Origin of the sequence: Pseudomonas sp. MWU12-3088 (assembly GCF_023242405.1) — a bacterium.
In the GTDB taxonomy this organism is placed as follows: domain Bacteria; phylum Pseudomonadota; class Gammaproteobacteria; order Pseudomonadales; family Pseudomonadaceae; genus Aquipseudomonas; species Aquipseudomonas kribbensis.
The window spans coordinates 63,429-79,947 of the sequence record NZ_JALJEA010000006.1; the positions used below are offsets into that span (position 1 = coordinate 63,429).

14 protein-coding genes are annotated in these 16,519 nt (G+C 59.8%); 5 read left to right on the forward strand and 9 right to left on the reverse strand.

What is annotated here, in order from left to right:
• The first annotated feature begins 414 nt into the window (after nucleotides 1-414).
• Nucleotides 415-1,293, forward strand: a complete 879-nt coding sequence (locus tag M5B98_RS15815) for an alpha/beta fold hydrolase (protein WP_248743196.1) — start codon at nucleotides 415-417, stop codon at nucleotides 1,291-1,293.
• Between the two features lie 43 nt (nucleotides 1,294-1,336).
• Here the strand turns inward: M5B98_RS15815 and M5B98_RS15820 are convergent, their stop codons facing one another.
• From M5B98_RS15820 to M5B98_RS15845, 6 genes are read right to left on the reverse strand one after another with little or no spacing between them, the layout of a single operon-like run.
• Nucleotides 1,337-3,079, reverse strand: a complete 1,743-nt coding sequence (locus M5B98_RS15820) for an ABC transporter substrate-binding protein (protein ID WP_085712410.1) — start codon at nucleotides 3,077-3,079, stop codon at nucleotides 1,337-1,339.
• Between the two features lie 47 nt (nucleotides 3,080-3,126).
• On the reverse strand, nucleotides 3,127-3,399 hold the full coding sequence (locus M5B98_RS15825) for a DUF2160 domain-containing protein (RefSeq protein ID WP_039767461.1): 273 nt from the start codon (nucleotides 3,397-3,399) through the stop codon (nucleotides 3,127-3,129).
• A gap of 10 nt (nucleotides 3,400-3,409) precedes the next feature.
• The gene (locus tag M5B98_RS15830) at nucleotides 3,410-4,210 is read right to left on the reverse strand and encodes a carbohydrate ABC transporter permease (protein WP_248743197.1); all 801 of its coding nucleotides are present in this window, start codon (nucleotides 4,208-4,210) and stop codon (nucleotides 3,410-3,412) included.
• A 9-nt stretch (nucleotides 4,211-4,219) separates the two neighbouring features.
• Nucleotides 4,220-5,086, reverse strand: coding sequence for a carbohydrate ABC transporter permease (locus M5B98_RS15835; protein WP_085712412.1), 867 nt, complete (start codon nucleotides 5,084-5,086; stop codon nucleotides 4,220-4,222).
• Entirely contained in the window at nucleotides 5,083-6,192 is a 1,110-nt protein-coding gene (locus M5B98_RS15840; protein WP_248743198.1) for an ABC transporter ATP-binding protein, read from the reverse strand. The genes M5B98_RS15835 and M5B98_RS15840 overlap by 4 nt, the downstream gene beginning before the upstream one ends.
• Entirely contained in the window at nucleotides 6,192-7,286 is a 1,095-nt protein-coding gene (locus tag M5B98_RS15845) for an ABC transporter ATP-binding protein (RefSeq protein ID WP_192552013.1), read from the reverse strand. Before M5B98_RS15845 ends, M5B98_RS15840 begins: the two co-directional genes overlap by 1 nt.
• A 249-nt stretch (nucleotides 7,287-7,535) precedes the next feature.
• Between M5B98_RS15845 and M5B98_RS15850 the strand changes: the two genes are divergently transcribed.
• Together M5B98_RS15850 and M5B98_RS15855 are read left to right on the forward strand one after the other, a co-directional pair.
• Nucleotides 7,536-9,386, forward strand: coding sequence for a sigma-54-dependent Fis family transcriptional regulator (locus M5B98_RS15850; protein ID WP_248743199.1), 1,851 nt, complete (start codon nucleotides 7,536-7,538; stop codon nucleotides 9,384-9,386).
• Between the two features lie 133 nt (nucleotides 9,387-9,519).
• Nucleotides 9,520-10,392, forward strand: coding sequence for an undecaprenyl-diphosphate phosphatase (locus M5B98_RS15855; RefSeq protein ID WP_085712416.1), 873 nt, complete (start codon nucleotides 9,520-9,522; stop codon nucleotides 10,390-10,392).
• Nucleotides 10,393-10,459: 67 nt separating this feature from the next.
• On the opposite strand, the gene M5B98_RS15860 is transcribed toward M5B98_RS15855, so the two are convergent.
• The 3 genes from M5B98_RS15860 to M5B98_RS15870 form a co-directional block, all read right to left on the reverse strand.
• On the reverse strand, nucleotides 10,460-11,665 hold the full coding sequence (locus M5B98_RS15860) for an MFS transporter (protein WP_248743200.1): 1,206 nt from the start codon (nucleotides 11,663-11,665) through the stop codon (nucleotides 10,460-10,462).
• Nucleotides 11,666-11,839: 174 nt separating this feature from the next.
• The gene (cysS, locus tag M5B98_RS15865) at nucleotides 11,840-13,222 is read right to left on the reverse strand and encodes a cysteine--tRNA ligase (RefSeq protein ID WP_248743201.1); all 1,383 of its coding nucleotides are present in this window, start codon (nucleotides 13,220-13,222) and stop codon (nucleotides 11,840-11,842) included.
• A 20-nt stretch (nucleotides 13,223-13,242) separates the two neighbouring features.
• Nucleotides 13,243-14,943, reverse strand: coding sequence for a glutamine--tRNA ligase/YqeY domain fusion protein (locus tag M5B98_RS15870; protein ID WP_248743202.1), 1,701 nt, complete (start codon nucleotides 14,941-14,943; stop codon nucleotides 13,243-13,245).
• A 267-nt stretch (nucleotides 14,944-15,210) separates the two neighbouring features.
• On the opposite strand from M5B98_RS15870, the gene M5B98_RS15875 reads away from it, so the two are divergent.
• Nucleotides 15,211-15,717, forward strand: coding sequence for a peptidylprolyl isomerase (locus M5B98_RS15875; RefSeq protein WP_085712420.1), 507 nt, complete (start codon nucleotides 15,211-15,213; stop codon nucleotides 15,715-15,717).
• Nucleotides 15,714-16,466: a UDP-2,3-diacylglucosamine diphosphatase gene (gene lpxH, locus M5B98_RS15880; RefSeq protein ID WP_248743203.1), complete on the forward strand. Its 753-nt coding sequence runs from the start codon at nucleotides 15,714-15,716 to the stop codon at nucleotides 16,464-16,466. Before M5B98_RS15875 ends, lpxH begins: the two co-directional genes overlap by 4 nt.
• The last annotated feature ends 53 nt before the right edge of the window (nucleotides 16,467-16,519 follow it).

Below are 16,519 nucleotides of genomic sequence, written 5' to 3' on the forward strand. Positions count from 1 at the left end.
GGAAAAATCACCGCGCACATCCGCCATAAATCTTCGCAAGCCTTTCAGTGCGAATTTGCGTCGACCTAGCGATGAAACGTCTTACGAAGGTATGAAACAAAATTTTGTTGAAAACTAATGCATCGTCGCTTCGCTCGCGTTCAGCCACCCCGTACTACCCCACTAAAACAAGCCTTTGTGTCGGTCGTGGCGTGTCCAATCACGATTTGTCAGTACGTATTTCGGTGCCCCCGAAAACCGCGGATGGAAACCTCCGGACATCTTTGACCTCATCATCGCTGTGCTTCTAGATTCGGCTCCTGCTTGAAACCGTTCACTCACCAGACAACCAGGAAGCACACACCATGAGCGCCATTGGATGCATGAACACAAATCCGATCCATAAACCCGTTATCACCTGACGGCCGACTCAGCATGACCTTTTCCCTGCAAGGCAGAGGCTTTTACCCAACCGACGACGGTCATCAACTCTATTGGGAACGGCATGGGGTCACCGGAGGCGAACCGGTGTTTTTCCTGCATGGAGGTCCCGGCGGGCGCATCAGTCGCCATCACCTGGAATTCTTCGACCTGCGCCGTTTCGACATCATCCTGTTTGACCAGCGCGGTTGCGGGCGCTCGACGCCTTACGGCGAATTGCGCGACAACACTACGGGCCTGTGTGTCGAAGACATCGACGCTCTGCGCCAGCATTTCGGCTTCGAAAAGATCAGTGTGCTCGGTGTTTCGTGGGGCAGTTGGCTGGCGATCCAGTACCAGCAGCGCTATCCGCAGCACCTGCTGAAAACCACGCTGGTTTCGGTTTTCGTACCATTTACAGCCAATGTCCGGGCGTACGACCGGGCACTCAATGAGGGGCCGGCACAACTGCCGCAAACCGCATCAGGCCATCGCGCCAGGGACATCTTCCGGATACTCGGCGAAGGCTGCCCCTTGCAACAGCGCGTCGCCGCCATCGAATGGCTGAATGCTGTTCTGCGTCGCACGGGCCAGACGGTTTGTCCCGGCACACTGGAGAGCTTCGTCGATCAGGAAGCGGTACTCGCCATCCGTCTGGAATTGCATTACCACCTTCAAGGCTATTTCTTCCAGCCAAGGGACCAGAAGCTGACCCTCGACGACAACACCCTGCTGATCCAGGGCATTCGCGATACCTTCGGCATGGCCAGCGTGCACTGGCTCAGGCAACGCATGAACATTCACTGTCGTTTGCTGCATGCCGGGCACAACGCCTTCGAAAGCGCCATCCTCAAAACCGTGCGCCGGGCGGTGAAACGTGAAATCGAGGGCTGAAAAAAACGGCACCCGAAGGTGCCGTCCCGTCCCGCTTGAACCCTTACTTGCGCGCCGCCTCCCACGACTTGAGCAGTTCGTTGTAGCTCACGGTCTCGCCTTTCGGTTTCTCGTTGGCCAGTTTCGGCTTCGGTGCACCCGGTTGGTCGAACCAGTATTGCGCGTCGCGCTCGGGGTTCATTTTCGGCGCGCAGGTGGCCTGGGCCTTGGAGCGTTCCAGACGGGTCATGATCGCGTCCTGATCCTTGGCCAGGCCGTCGAGCGCCTGTTGCGGCGTCTTGTCGCCACTGGCGGCTTCGGCGATGTGGCTCCACCACAGTTGTGCCAGACGTGGGTAGTCCGGCACATTGGTGCCGGTCGGCGTCCATTGCACGCGGGCCGGGCTGCGGTAGAACTCGACCAGGCCACCGAGTTTCGGTGCCAGGTCGGTCATGGCTTGCGAGTTGATGTCCGACTCGCGGATCGGCGTCAGGCCGACGATGGTTTTCTTCAGCGACACGGTTTTCGAGGTCACGAACTGCGCGTACAGCCAGGCCGCGAGTTTCTGTTTCTCAGGCGTGGATTTCATGAAGGTCCAGGACCCTACGTCCTGATAACCCAGCTTCATGCCCTCTTCCCAGTACGGTCCGCGTGGCGACGGGGCCATCCGCCATTTCGGCGTGCCGTCGGCGTTGACCACGGGCAGGCCCGGTTTGGTCATGTCAGCGGTGAACGCGGTGTACCAGAAGATCTGCTGGGCAATGTTGCCCTGAGACGGTACCGGGCCGGACTCGGAGAAGGTCATGCCTGCCGCTTCCGGTGGCGCGTAGGCCTTGAGCCAGTCCACATACTTGGTCGTGGCGAACACCGCCGCCGGGCCGTTGGTATCGCCACCGCGGGTCACGCTGGAACCCACCGGGTGGCAGTCTTCGACGCGGATGCCCCACTCGTCCACCGGCAAGCCGTTGGGCAGGCCCTTGTCGCCGCCACCAGCCATGGAGAACCAGGCGTCGGTGAAGCGCCAGCCCAGGGACGGGTCTTTCTTGCCGTAGTCCATGTGCCCGTAGATGCGCTTGCCGTCGATTTCCTTGACGTCTTCGCTGAAGAATTTGGCGATATCTTCATAAGCGGACCAGTTCACCGGTACGCCCAGGTCATAGCCGTATTTTTCCTTGAACTTGGCCTTCAGGTCGGCGCGTTCGAACCAGTCGGCACGGAACCAGTACAGGTTGGCGAACTGCTGGTCGGGCAATTGATAGATCTTGCCGTCCGGCGCGGTGGTGAAGGAAATGCCGATGAAGTCCTTGATGTCGAGGGTCGGCGAAGTGAAGTTCTTGCCCTCATTGGCCATCAGATCGGTGATCGACTCGGTCTTGCCGTAGCGAAAGTGTGTACCGATCAGGTCCGAGTCGTTGACCCAGCCGTCATAGATGTTCTTGTCCGACTGCATCACCGTCTGCATTTTTTCCACGACGTCGCCTTCCTGCAGCAGGTCGTGGGTGAGCTTGATCCCGGTGATTTCGCTGAAGGCCTTGGCCAGCACCTTGGATTCATATTCGTGGGTGGTCAGGGTTTCCGAGACGACCTTGATGTCCATCCCGCGAAACGGCTCGGCGGCCTTGATGAACCACTTCAGTTCTTCAAGTTGCTGCTCGGGCGTCAGGGTCGACGGCTTGAACTCGCTGCCGATCCATTTCTTTGCCGCGTCCTCGTAGGCATCGGCCCAGGCGGATGCGCTCAAACCGCTGAGTGCCAGCATGGCTGCCAATGAAATGCTATGTCGCAGCTTATTGTTTTTGTCGAACATAGAGACCTCCTGTTTAAGTTCTGGAGCAACATTGCCGAGCGATTCGACTAGCCCCAACGCATCACAGCCAACAGCCACACCAGGGACAACGCGGACGCTACCCAGATGCTCCAGTCGGTTACGCCGATCACCAACAGATGCAGGTAGGCGCTGCCGAGAAGACCGATGAACAAGCGATCGCCACGGGTGGTGGCAATCGGCAGAAACCCTCGCCGCAGGATGCTCGGCGAGCGCAGTTCCCAGGTGGTCATGCCCACCAGAATCAAGCCAATCACGATGAAAAACGCCGCCGTCGGGACGGTCCAGCTCATCCATTCCATCATCAGTTCCTCAGACCCGGCCCAGGGCAAAGCCCTTGGCCACATGGTTGCGAACAAACCAGATCACCAGCATGCCCGGCAGGATGGTCAGCACCCCCGCCGCCGCCAGCACGCCCCAGTCGATGCCGGACGCCGATACCGTGCGCGTCATCACCGCCGCGATCGGCTTGGCATTCACTGAAGTCAGCGTGCGCGCCAGCAGCAGTTCGACCCAGGAAAACATGAAGCAGAAAAACGCTGTCACCCCGATGCCGGAGCCGATCAGCGGGATGAAAATCTTCACGAAGAACTTGGGAAAGCTGTAGCCGTCGATGTAGGCGGTTTCGTCGATTTCCTTGGGCACGCCGGACATGAATCCTTCGAGAATCCACACCGCCAGCGGCACGTTGAACAGGCAATGCGCCAGCGCCACCGCGATGTGGGTGTCGAACAGACCAATCGACGAATACAGCTGAAAGAACGGCAGCAGAAACACTGCCGGCGGCGCCATGCGGTTGGTCAGCAGCCAGAAGAACAGGTGCTTGTCACCAAGAAAGCGGTAACGGGAAAACGCATAGGCCGCCGGCAATGCCACGCTCAGGGAAATCACCGTGTTCAGGCTCACGTAGTACAGCGAGTTGAGATAACCGGTGTACCAGCTCGGATCGGTAAAAATCACCTTGTAGTTGTGCAGCGTGAAGTCCTGGGGAAACAGCGTCAGGCCGCCGAGAATTTCGGTGTTGCTCTTGAACGACATGTTCAGCAGCCAGTAGATCGGCACCAGCAGGAACAGGATGTAGAGCAGCAGCGGAACAAGCTTTCTTTTGCTCATGGCCGGGCCTCAGCGGTTGGCGTCGCTGTGGGTCATGGCGGTATAGAACAGCCAGGACACCAGCAGGATGATCAGGAAGTACACCAGCGAAAAGGCTGCCGCCGGCCCCAGGTCGAATTGGCCTACAGCCATCTGGGTCAGGGTCTGACTCAAGAAGGTCGTGGCATTGCCCGGCCCGCCGCCGGTGAGCACGAACGGCTCGGTGTAGATCATGAAGCTGTCCATGAAGCGCAGCATCACCGCGATCAGCAGCACGCTCTTCAGTTTGGGCAACTGGATGTGACGGAACACCGCCCAGGCCGAAGCCCGGTCGATCCGCGCCGCCTGGTAATACACATCGGGAATCGCCCGCAGCCCCGAGAAACACAGCAGCGCCACCAGCGACGTCCAGTGCCACACGTCCATCACCAGCACCGTGACCCAGGCGTCCATGGTGTTGGCCGCGTAGTTGTAGCTGATGCCCATGGCATTGAGGCTCGATCCCATCAGGCCAATGTCGGCGCGGCCGAAGATCTGCCAGATGGTGCCGACCACGTTCCATGGAATCAGCAGCGGAATCGCCAGCACGATCAGCACCACCGATGACCAGCGGCCCTTGGTCGGCATGGTCAGCGCAATGGCAATTCCCAACGGAATTTCGATCAGCAGCACACACGCCGAATAGATGAACTGGCGCAGCAACGAGTCATGCAGACGCGGATCAAGCAGCACCTGCTTGTACCAGTCGGCGCCGACGAAGTAGCGGCTGGACTGATCAAAGATGTCCTGCACCGAGTAATTGACCACGGTCATCATCGGGATCACCGCACTGAAGGCCACCAGCAGGAACACCGGCAACACCAGCCACCAGGCCTTGTTGTTCTGCACCTTGTTCATGGCTGCACCTCTTCGCTGGCTTCAAGCAGGAATTCATCGGCGTAGACCATCAGCCACTGCGCCGGAAAACTGATGTACGCCGTGCCCTGGGGCACCGGTTTGTCTTCGGCCAGACGCACTTTCAGCGGTGTGCCGTCCAGATCCAGGGTCATGATCTTGTAGGTGCCGAGGTCTTCGACGTGTACGACCCGCGCCTGCATCGCGTCATCGAACGGCTCGTCCCACACATGAATGAACTCGGGGCGGATGCCGACCTTCAGGTTTTTCCATTGGCCGTGTTCGATATGCCGTTGCAAGGCGTCGGACAGCGGCAGATGGGTCGAGTTGAAACCCACCCCGCCCGGTTGCGGCTGCACCTCGATCAGGTTCATTCCCGGGCTGCCGATGAAGTAGCCGACAAAGGTGTGGCTCGGGCGCTCGAACAATTCCCGGGGTGTGCCGAACTGCACGATTTGGCCGCCGTACATCACCGCAATCTTGTCGGCGAAGGTCGAGGCCTCCAGCTGATCGTGGGTGACGTAGACCATGGTGATGTTGAACTGCTCGTGGATCTGCTTGAGCTTGCGCCGCAGCTTCCATTTCAGGTGCGGGTCGATCACCGTCAGCGGCTCGTCGAAGAGGATCGCCGAAACGTCGTCGCGCACCAGACCACGGCCCATGGAGACTTTCTGTTTTTCGTCAGCGGTGAGGTTGCGCGCCTTTTTGCTCAACAGGTTTTGCAGGTCGAGGACTTCGGCGATTTCCTGCACTTTGCTGTGGACTTTGGCCTCGGCCAGGCCCTGATTTCTCAAGGGAAAGGCCAGGTTGTCGAACACGGTCATGGTGTCGTACACCACCGGAAACTGGAAAACCTGGGCGATGTTGCGCTTCTCCGGGGTCAGGTCGTTGACCGCTTTGCCGTCGAACAGCACATGACCCTGAGACGGGCTGAGCAGGCCGGAAATGATGTTGAGCAAGGTTGACTTGCCGCAACCCGACGGCCCGAGCAAGGCATAGGCACCGCCCTGCTCCCAGATGTGGTCCATCTCGCGGATGGCGTAGTCTTCCGGCCCGCCCGGGGTTTTGCTGTAACTGTGGGCGAGGTGTTGCAAACGGATTTCGGCCATCAGGCAACCCTCGCGACACGCCGGCCCGGTGCCTGCACCAGACGGCCCTGCGCATCGAATACAAACAGTTTATGGGTCGGGATATAGATGCGGATCGGCGCATCGACGTCGTATTCGTGTACACCCGGCAAGTGCAGCACCAGCAGGAAGTGCTCGTTGCGCACGTGGAGGAAGGTTTCCGAACCGCTGATCTCCGCCACCTCGACGGTCACGGCCAATTCGAGGTCGTCATCGTTGCTCGGCACCAGCGAGATATGGCTCGGACGCACGCCAAAACGGAACTCGCCCTCGCCCACCGGACGCAGGTCGACGTTCAACGGGAAGTGCACGAAGTTGGCGAAGCTCACTTCGTTGCCGGCGATCCGCCCCGGCATCAGGTTGATCGGCGGCTCGGAGAACAATTCCGCCGCCAGCACCGTTTGTGGCTGGTGATAGACCTCGGTCGACGGACCGCTCTGGATCACCCGGCCTTCGTGAAGAATGGTGGTGGTGCCGCCCAAGGCCAGCGCTTCGTTGGGTTCGGTGGTGGCGTAGATGGCGATGGTGTGGCGGGCCTTGAACAGCTCGCGCATTTCCTGGCGCAGTTCTTCGCGCAGTTTGTAGTCGAGGTTGACCAGTGGCTCATCGAACAGGATCAGCTCGGCATCCTTGACCAGTGCCCGGGCCATCGCCGTGCGCTGTTGCTGGCCGCCGGACAGCTCCAGCGGATAGCGCTTCAAGAACTTCTCGATGCGCAGCATCTTCGCGGTTTCCTGCACCTTGCTCTGGATCTGCTCGTTGGAGATCCCGGCCTGGCGCAACGGCGAGGCGATGTTTTCGAACACCGTCATGGTCGGGTAGTTGATGAACTGCTGATAGACCATCGACACATTGCGCAGACGCACCGGGCGTTGGGTGACATCGACGCCGTTCATCAGGATGCGGCCGCTGTCGGGCTTGTCCAGACCGGCCATCAGGCGCATGAGGCTGGTCTTGCCGGACAGCGTGCGCCCGAGCAGGACGTTGAAGGATCCGGCTTCGAATTTCAGGTTTGCATCGTCGATCCAGGTCTGGCCCTCGACGGTGCGGCTGACGTGCTCCAGGGTGAGTGACATGGCTCGGCCTTTTTATTATTGGAGTCAAGCGACGTGTGCAACAGAGCGACATTCGTGCCAGAAATCCCAAGCCGTTGATTCGCCGCGAAAATCGCCGAAAACGCGAGCAAACCACCTTCATTGCTGAACACATTTGAACAGTTCAACGATTGACAATGAACAATAGTGAACAACACTCTATCGATGCTTTTCAGGTCCCGACGGGCCTCATAACAATAATAAAAACGCTGCTTTCAGAGGCTGACTGCCATGTCCGCACCTGCCCCGCCGCTTTCCCACGAAGCCATCGTCCAGGACTCCTGGTCCCGTTGCCGCGCCTTCGGTCTCAAGCATCAAAGTGCACCGGCGTTCGACCAGTTGCCCCCCGCCGGTATCGCGCAGTTGCTCGACAGTCACCATTCGCTGGTGCAGACCACCCATCAGGAAGTGCTGCCGTACTACGAGAACATCCTGAGCAATTCCAATTGCCTGATCATGCTGGCCGACAATCAGGGCCAGGTGCTGACATCCTGGGGCACCCAGCGCTTTATCGAGCCGAATCTGGCGCGGGGTTTTCAGGCCGGGGCAAGCTGGATGGAACATGCCAGCGGCACCAATGCCATCGGCACGGCGCTGGCTTGCGAACAGGCAGTGCACATCGAGCACGATGAACACTTCCTCAAGGCCAACCGTTTCATGACCGGTTCCGCCGCGCCGATTTTCAACGCCGAACGCAAGGTCATCGCCGTGCTCGATGTGTCGAGCGACAGCTACCTGCCGCCCTCCCATACCCTCGGCATGGTCAAGATGATGAGCCAGACCGTGGAGAACCGGCTGATCCTCAACCTGTTCCACGGCCAGCACTTTCAACTGACCTTCAACACCGGGTTGAACAACCTCGACAGCCAATGGGCGGGTTTGCTGATTTTCGATGAGAGCGGTCAGGTGCTGTCGGCCAACCGCCGGGCTGACAATCTGTTGGGCGTGCGGTTGTCGCGGGTGAGTGTCGAGAGCCTGTTCAAGGTGTCGTTGCTGGAGTTGCTCAATCAGCCGGACGGTTTGCCGTTTTCCTTGCAGACCTCGGGGCGCAATCGATTCCAGTGTCTGTTGAAGCGGCCTAAACAGGCACCGATTCAGGCGCGGGTGTTTGCGGAAACCGGAGCCACCGAACCGAAAGCCGCCGCACCGACGGGAATCAGCCTGAGCACCCTGCACTTCGGCGACAGCCGCGTGGAAAAAGCCGTGCGCCAGGCCGAGCGACTGCTGGAAAAAGACATTCCGCTGTTGATCCACGGAGAAACCGGGGTCGGCAAGGAAGTCTTCGTCAAAGCCCTGCACCAGGCCAGCTCTCGCAGCAAACAGGCGTTCATCGCCGTGAACTGCGCAGCGATCCCCGCCGAACTAGTGGAGTCCGAGCTGTTCGGCTACGAGAAAGGCGCGTTCACCGGCGCCAACCAGAAAGGCAGCATCGGCCTGATCCGCAAGGCCGACAAGGGCACGCTGTTCCTCGACGAGATCGGCGACATGCCGCTGCCGACCCAGGCCCGCCTGCTGCGGGTGTTGCAGGAGCGTTGCGTGCAACCGGTGGGCAGCAGCGAGTTGTTTCCGGTGGATCTGCGGATCATCTCTGCCACCAACCGCTCGTTGCGCGAACAGGTGCAACTGGGGCGCTTTCGCGAGGATTTGTACTACCGCATCGGCGGCCTGACCCTGGAATTGCCGCCGCTGCGCGAACGCAGTGACAGGCAAGCGCTGTTCAAACGTTTGTGGGAACAGCATCGCGAACCCACGCAATGGGCGGGATTGAGTCGCGACGTATTGGAGCTGTTCGATCGTCATCCGTGGCCGGGCAATCTGCGTCAGGTCAGCAGCGTGATGCAGGTCGCGCTGGCCATGGCCGAAGAGCAACCGGTAAGGCCTGAACATCTGCCGGATGATTTTTTTGTCGATCTGGAGATGGAGCCGCTGGAAACACCAGAGCCTTTGGGGATCGATCTGAATGACAGTGAGGCGTTGAATCGGGAACTGCAGGCGGCCGGGGGCAATATTTCCCATCTGGCGCGGCGGTTGGGGGTGAGCCGCAATACCCTTTATAAGCGCTTGCGCCAGGCTGAAGGCTGACTCCCGCTCGGGAAGGCGTCAGCCCGATCACCCTAAAAAACCCTTCACTGCACCCATTGACCGTACCGGCTAGACTGTGACGAAATGTTTCAGATTTTCGCCCCCTCTTCCTGATCCTCACAGGGTAAGTTCTTTGACCAATATCTGTTCTACCGGCCTTGATATCGGCTTCGCCTCGCTGGATTACCTGCAAATCGGCATCCTCGGCGTCATTCAAGGCATCACCGAGTTGTTGCCCGTTTCCTCCACCGCCCACATGCGCATCGTTCCGGCCCTGCTCGGCTGGCCGGATCCCGGCTCGGCGTTTTCCGCCGCCATGCAACTGGCCGCACTGGCGGCGGTGGTCAGTTATTTCTGGCGCGATGTGAGACAGGTCGCGACCGGTAGTCTGGAGGCGGTGCGACAACGGGACTTCAACAATCAGTGGTTCATTCTCGCAGTGGCCATCGTGCTGGCGACCATCCCCATCGGTATTGCCGGCATCGCCTTGTCCTCGACGCTCAACGCCTGCAACTCGCCGTTGCGCGGTTTGATGGTGATCGGGATTTCCTGCGTGGTGATGGCGGTGCTGCTGGCCATCGCCGAACTCACCTGTCGCCATCGCCGCACCGTCGGCGAAATGCGTCTGCGCGATGCGCTGATCGTGGGTATCGCTCAGATCGGGGCGCTGATTCCCGGCGTTTCACGCTCCGGGTCGACGCTGACGGCGGCGCTGTTCCTCAACTTCAAACGTGAGGAAGCGGCACGCTTCTCCTTCCTGCTCGGGCTGCCGGCCATCGCGCTGGCGGGGTTGAAGGAGTTGTGGGTGTTGTTCCATGCGCAACTGCCGGCGCAAGCCTGGGCGCACCTGATTTTCGGTCTGGTGATTGCCAGTATCTCGGCGTTTTTTGCGATCTGGGGCCTGATGCGCTTTCTGGAGAAATTCTCCACCTGGCCATTCGTGATTTACCGCGCAGTGCTGGGGATTTTCCTGATCGTCGCGGTCAGCACCGGGCTCTTGAGTTAAGGTCCACCGCAATAAACAAAACCCGCCTGGAGCGGGTTTTGTTTTTTGTGCCTTCGTACAACGCAGGTTACTGGCAGGTCGGCTCAACACTCGTTGATACGGCACCCAAGGTACGCAGCCCGGCCAGCACCACTATCAGCATCCCCAGCCCGGCGAAAATGGCGACGCCGAAACCGGCCCGAGCGCCATAGGCATCAATGATCAGACCCGAGAGCAATCCACCCAGGGCGACGCCGATGCTGATGCCGGTGGTCATCCATGTCAGCCCTTCGGTGATCCTCGATGGCGGGATGATGATCGTCCCCAGCTTCATGACCACGACCATGGTTGGCGCAAACGATATGCCGGCGATAAACAGCATCGCCGAGAGGACATAAACGTCCGGGGAGAACAAAGGCAAAACGCCTGTGATGGCCGTGACCAGGATTCCGATAAAGAACTGTTTTTCTATCGGCAGGGAAACCCTCAAGGCACCAAACGTCAGGCCCGCCACCAGCGAGCCGAACGCATAGGCGGCGAGGATGAAGGTCGCTGAGGCAGGCCAGCCTTGCGCATTGGCGAAGGCGACAACGGCGACATCAATCGAGCCTCCGATTGCCCCCATCGCCAACAGCGCCAGCACGATGGTGGGAACGCCGGGAATCAGCAGGGTTGAACCCGTATGCCTCGTTTGACCCACAACAACCTTGGGTTCGGTCTGACGTTGCAGGACAAACGCCGTCACCCCGACGGCCAGCAGCCCGACCGCGACCAGCGGCCCGGCTTCGGCAAAAAGGCTCACGCTCAAACCGATCGCCAAGGGTGGGCCGATGATGTAAGCGAGTTCGGTCAGCACCGTATCCAGAGAGAACGCCGTGTGCAGCTGCGGCTTGCCCCGGAACAGTTGCGTCCAGCGGGCACGGATCATCGACGGCATGCTCGGCATGGTGCCCGCCAATGCAGCCAGCACAAAAAGCAATGCCGCCGGCGCCCTCATATAAACGGCAAAGATCAGCGCCAGCAACATGCCGATGCTGAAAGTCGTCACGACGGGCAACACACGGCTCTGGCCACGCTGATCGACGAGTTTCGAGATGTATGGGCCGATCAGTGCATTGGCGAAGGTGAACGTACCGGCGACTGCACCGGCCAGCCAGTAGATACCGGTTTGCTCCACCAACATGGTAATGATGCCAATGCCGATCATCGCTTGCGGTAATCGTGCGATAGCGCTCGCGAGCACCAACCCCGTTGCACCGGGGGTTGTCAGGAGTTCGCGATAGTGGTTTGCCATAATGTCTCCATTCCATAAACGTCGCCGACCAGCATCCCGCTACAAGGGCTGCAGCCCATGTTGGTCGCGTCAGACATCAAGACCTACGCGCAGAGCAAAAGCAACCACCACCTGAACAGCAGAAAAACAAAAACCCGCACAAGGCGGGTTTTGTTTTGAAGCCAGTCACAGCAATCAGTCAGCCAGACGCCAGGTCGTGCCGCCCTTTCCGTCTTCCAGCACCACGCCCATGGCAGTGAGCTGGTCGCGGATGCGGTCGGATTCGGCCCAGTCCTTGCCGGCACGTGCCGCCAGACGAGCAGCGATCAGCGCTTCGACTTCAGCTGCATCGACACGCCCTTCGGCGCCGGCCTGCAGGAAGTCATCGGCTTCGAGCTGCAACACACCCAGCACGCTGGCCAGTTCTTTCAGGCGCGCCGCCAGACCGGCCGCCGCATCGAGATCGCTCTCGCGCAGACGGTTGATCTCACGCACCATCTCGAACAGCACCGCACAGGCTTCCGGCGTGCCAAAGTCGTCGTTCATCACCGTGGTGAAACGCTCGACGAACGCTTCGCCGCCAGCCGGCGCCACGTTCGGCAGGCCTTTCAACGCGTGGTAGAAACGCTCCAGGGCGCCCTTGGCGTCCTTGAGGTTGTCTTCCGAGTAGTTGATCGCGCTGCGGTAGTGGCTCGACACCAGCAGGTAACGCACGACTTCCGGGTGGTACTTGTCGAGCACGTCGCGAATGGTGAAGAAGTTGTTCAAGGACTTGGACATCTTCTCGCCATTGATACGGATCATGCCGCAATGCATCCACGCGTTGGCGTAGGTCTTGCCGGTGGCCGCTTCGCTCTGGGCGATTTCGTTTTCGTGGTGCGGGAACTCGAGGTCGCTGCCGCCGCCATGAATATCGAAGGTCTCACCGAGGCAGCAGGTGGACATCACCGAGCACTCGATGTGCCAGCCCGGACGCCCGGCGCCCCACGGCGATTCCCAGCTCGGCTCGCCCGGTTTGACGCCTTTCCACAGCACGAAGTCCAACGGATCTTCCTTGGCTTCGTCGACCTCGATCCGCGCACCGATGCGCAGGTCTTCGATCTTCTTGCGCGAGAGCTTGCCGTAGCCCATGAACTTGCCGACGCGGTAGTACACGTCGCCATTGCCCGGGGCGTAGGCGAAACCCTTGTCGATCAGGGTCTGGATCATCGCGTGCATGCCAGGGATGTGATCCGTGGCGCGCGGCTCCATGTCCGGCTTCTTGATGTTCAGGCGCGCTTCGTCTTCGTGCATCGCGGCGATCATGCGCTCGGTCAACGCTTCGAACGACTCGCCGTTCTCGTTGGCACGGTTGATGATCTTGTCGTCGATGTCGGTGATGTTGCGCACGTAGGTCAGGTCATAACCGCTGAACCGCAACCAGCGGGTCACCAGGTCGAACGCGACCATGCTGCGGCCGTGGCCCAGGTGGCAGTAGTCGTACACGGTCATCCCGCAGACGTACATGCGCACCTTGTTGCCATCCAGCGGCTTGAAGACTTCTTTGCTCTTGGTGAGCGTGTTGTAGATCGAAAGCACGATGGTTCCTTAAGACTTGATCACTGGCCCCACGAATCACGCAGGGTCACGGTACGGTTGAATACCGGCTGACCTGGTTTCGAGTCCTTGATATCCGCGACGAAGTAACCTTCGCGCTCGAACTGGAAACGGTCTTCCGGCTGTGCATTGCCCAGCGAGGGTTCAGCACGACAACCGGTCAGCACTTGCAGTGAGTCAGGGTTGATGTTGTCCAGGAAACTCGCGCTGTCTTCGGCCTTCTCCGGGTTCGGAGAACGGAACAGGCGATCGTACAGACGCACTTCGCACTCGACGCTGGCAGCGGCCGGCACCCAGTGGATCACGCCTTTGACTTTACGGCCTTCAGGGTTCTTGCCCAGGGTGTCCGGATCGTAGGAGCAACGCAGCTCGACGATGTTGCCGTCGGCGTCCTTGATCGCTTCGTCGGCACGGATCACGTAGCTGCCGCGCAGACGCACTTCGCCGTTCGGCTCCAGGCGCTTGTAGCCCTTTGGCGGCTCTTCCATGAAGTCATCGCGGTCGATGTAGATTTCACGGGCGAACGGCAGTTGGCGCACGCCGAGTTCTTCTTTCTGCGGATGACGCGGCAGTTCGAGGTTCTCGACCTTGTCTTCCGGATAGTTGGTGATCACGACCTTCAACGGACGCAGCACGCACATGGCGCGCGGAGCGTTGGCGTCCAGGTCCTGACGGATGCTGAACTCGAGCATGCCGAAATCGACCACACCGTCGGAACGGTTGGTGCCGATCATGTCGCAGAAGCTGCGGATCGACGCCGGGGTGTAGCCACGGCGGCGGAAGCCCGACAGCGTGGACATGCGCGGATCGTCCCAGCCATTGACGTGTTTCTCGTCAACCAGTTGCTTGAGCTTGCGCTTGCTGGTGATGGTGTAGTTGAGGTTCAGACGGCTGAACTCGTACTGACGCGGGTGCGCCGGCACTGGCAGTGCGTCGAGGAACCACTCGTACAGCGGACGATGGCTTTCGAACTCCAGGGTGCAGATCGAGTGGGTAATGCCTTCGATGGCGTCCGACTGACCGTGGGTGAAGTCGTAGTTCGGGTAGATGCACCACTTGTCACCGGTCTGGTGGTGATGGGCGTGGCGGATGCGGTACATGATCGGGTCGCGCAGGTTCATGTTCGGCGAGGCCATGTCGATCTTGGCGCGCAGCACGCGGGCACCGTCCGGGAACTCACCGGCGCGCATGCGGGCGAACCAGTCCAGGTTCTCTTCCACCGAACGGTCGCGGAACGGGCTGTTCTTGCCCGGCTCGGTAAGGCTGCCGCGGTATTCCTTGGCCTGCTCAGGCGTCAGGTCGTCGACGTAGGCCTTGCCGGCCTTGATCAGCTCGACGGCCCAGTCGTGCAACTGGTCGAAGTATTGCGAGGCGTAGCGCACTTCGCCGGACCATTCGAAACCCAGCCATTTGACGTCGCTTTCGATCGCGTCGATGTATTCCTGGTCTTCCTTGGCCGGGTTGGTGTCGTCGAAACGCAGGTGCGTGACGCCGCCGAACTCCTGGGCCAGGCCGAAGTTCACGCAGATCGACTTGGCATGGCCGATGTGCAGGTAGCCGTTGGGCTCAGGCGGGAAACGGGTGACGATCTGGGTGTGCTTGCCCGAGTCCAGGTCTGCCTGGATGATCGGCCGCAGGAAATTGACCGGCACGGCAGGGCCGGACTTGGCATTCGAGGTAGGGTCGACAGTGGGCTTGCTCATAGGATCCTTGACTTACATGTGCGCGGCCGCAAAGGGGGCCAGACAAAACAAAGCCGCTATCATAGCCGATGCTGTCAAGGGCCTGACAGAGCACACTCTTATAAAGGCGCGCATTTAATCGCCGGCAATTGAAAAACCGCCTCGAAATTCGCGCCTGTCACGCTAAACTGCGCTCCTTGGCCGAATCAGGCTGAACCGGTTGCGGGGCTTTAGGCTCCAAGACCACGAATTCTTTATAAAACGCTTCATTGAAAAAGAGCAGCGACCATGACCCAAGTCAAACTGACAACAAACCATGGCGACATCGTCATCGAACTGAACGCTGAAAAAGCCCCGATCACCGTGGCCAACTTCATCGAGTACGTCAAAGCCGGTCACTACGAAAACACCGTTTTCCACCGTGTCATCGGTAACTTCATGATCCAGGGCGGCGGTTTCGAGCCAGGCATGAAGGAAAAGAAAGACAAGCGTCCAAGCATCCAGAACGAAGCCGACAACGGTCTTTCCAACGACAAGTACACCATCGCCATGGCCCGCACCATGGAGCCGCATTCGGCTTCCGCGCAGTTCTTCATCAACGTGGCCGACAACAGCTTCCTGAACCACAGCGGCAAGAACGTTCAAGGCTGGGGCTACGCCGTATTCGGTAAAGTGACCGCCGGTACTGAAGTGGTCGACAGCATCAAGAAAGTCTCGACCGGCTCCAAGGCTGGCCACCAGGACGTACCAAGCGACGACGTGATCATCGAGAAAGCCGAGATCATCGAAGCGTGATATTGCTGATTTCAGACTTGCATCTGGAAGAGGAGCGCCCGGACATCACCCGGGCGTTTCTGGATTTGCTCGCCGGACGCGCCCGCTCGGCGAGTGCGCTGTACATTCTGGGCGACTTTTTCGAGGCGTGGATCGGCGACGATGCCATGACCCCTTTCCAGCGTTCCATCTGCCAGGCCCTGCGCGAATTGAGCGACAGCGGCACGGCCATTTTTCTGATGCACGGCAATCGCGACTTCCTGCTCGGCAAGGCTTTCTGCAAAGAGGCCGGCTGTACGCTGTTGAAGGATCCGAGTGTCGTGCAGCTCGCAGGCGAGCCAGTGCTGCTGATGCACGGCGACAGCCTCTGCACCCGCGACGAAGCCTATATGAAGCTGCGTCGTTACCTGCGTAATCCGGTCACCCTGTTCATCCTGCGGCACCTGCCGTTGAGCACCCGGCATAAACTGGCGCGCAAGCTGCGCAGTGAGAGCCGGGCGCAGACACGGATGAAGGCCAATGACATCGTCGATGTCACGCCGGAGGAAATCCCGCGGATCATGCAGGAATACGGCGTGAAAACCCTGGTTCACGGGCACACCCACCGCCCGGCCATCCACAAGTTGCAGATCGGCGATCAGGCGGCGAAACGGATTGTGCTGGGGGACTGGGATCGTCAGGGCTGGGCGTTGCAGGTGGATGAGAACGGGTTTGCGTTGGCGCCGTTTGATTTTGCGCCGCCACCACAGCTGGCAGCACCCGCCAACTGACTGAGTACAGGTCCAATTGTGGGAGCGAGCCTGCTCGCGATTGCGGTATTACA

Coding starts and splice junctions, on each gene's coding strand:
- M5B98_RS15825 (WP_039767461.1), bottom strand. CDS start 3,399: ATGGAATGGATGAGCTGGACCGTCCCGACGGCGGCGTTTTTCATCGTG.
- M5B98_RS15850 (WP_248743199.1), top strand. CDS start 7,536: ATGTCCGCACCTGCCCCGCCGCTTTCCCACGAAGCCATCGTCCAGGAC.
- M5B98_RS15820 (WP_085712410.1), bottom strand. CDS start 3,079: ATGTTCGACAAAAACAATAAGCTGCGACATAGCATTTCATTGGCAGCC.
- M5B98_RS15860 (WP_248743200.1), bottom strand. CDS start 11,665: ATGGCAAACCACTATCGCGAACTCCTGACAACCCCCGGTGCAACGGGG.
- M5B98_RS15840 (WP_248743198.1), bottom strand. CDS start 6,192: ATGGCCGAAATCCGTTTGCAACACCTCGCCCACAGTTACAGCAAAACC.
- M5B98_RS15815 (WP_248743196.1), top strand. CDS start 415: ATGACCTTTTCCCTGCAAGGCAGAGGCTTTTACCCAACCGACGACGGT.
- M5B98_RS15870 (WP_248743202.1), bottom strand. CDS start 14,943: ATGAGCAAGCCCACTGTCGACCCTACCTCGAATGCCAAGTCCGGCCCT.
- M5B98_RS15835 (WP_085712412.1), bottom strand. CDS start 5,086: ATGAACAAGGTGCAGAACAACAAGGCCTGGTGGCTGGTGTTGCCGGTG.
- M5B98_RS15845 (WP_192552013.1), bottom strand. CDS start 7,286: ATGTCACTCACCCTGGAGCACGTCAGCCGCACCGTCGAGGGCCAGACC.
- M5B98_RS15875 (WP_085712420.1), top strand. CDS start 15,211: ATGACCCAAGTCAAACTGACAACAAACCATGGCGACATCGTCATCGAA.
- M5B98_RS15830 (WP_248743197.1), bottom strand. CDS start 4,210: ATGAGCAAAAGAAAGCTTGTTCCGCTGCTGCTCTACATCCTGTTCCTG.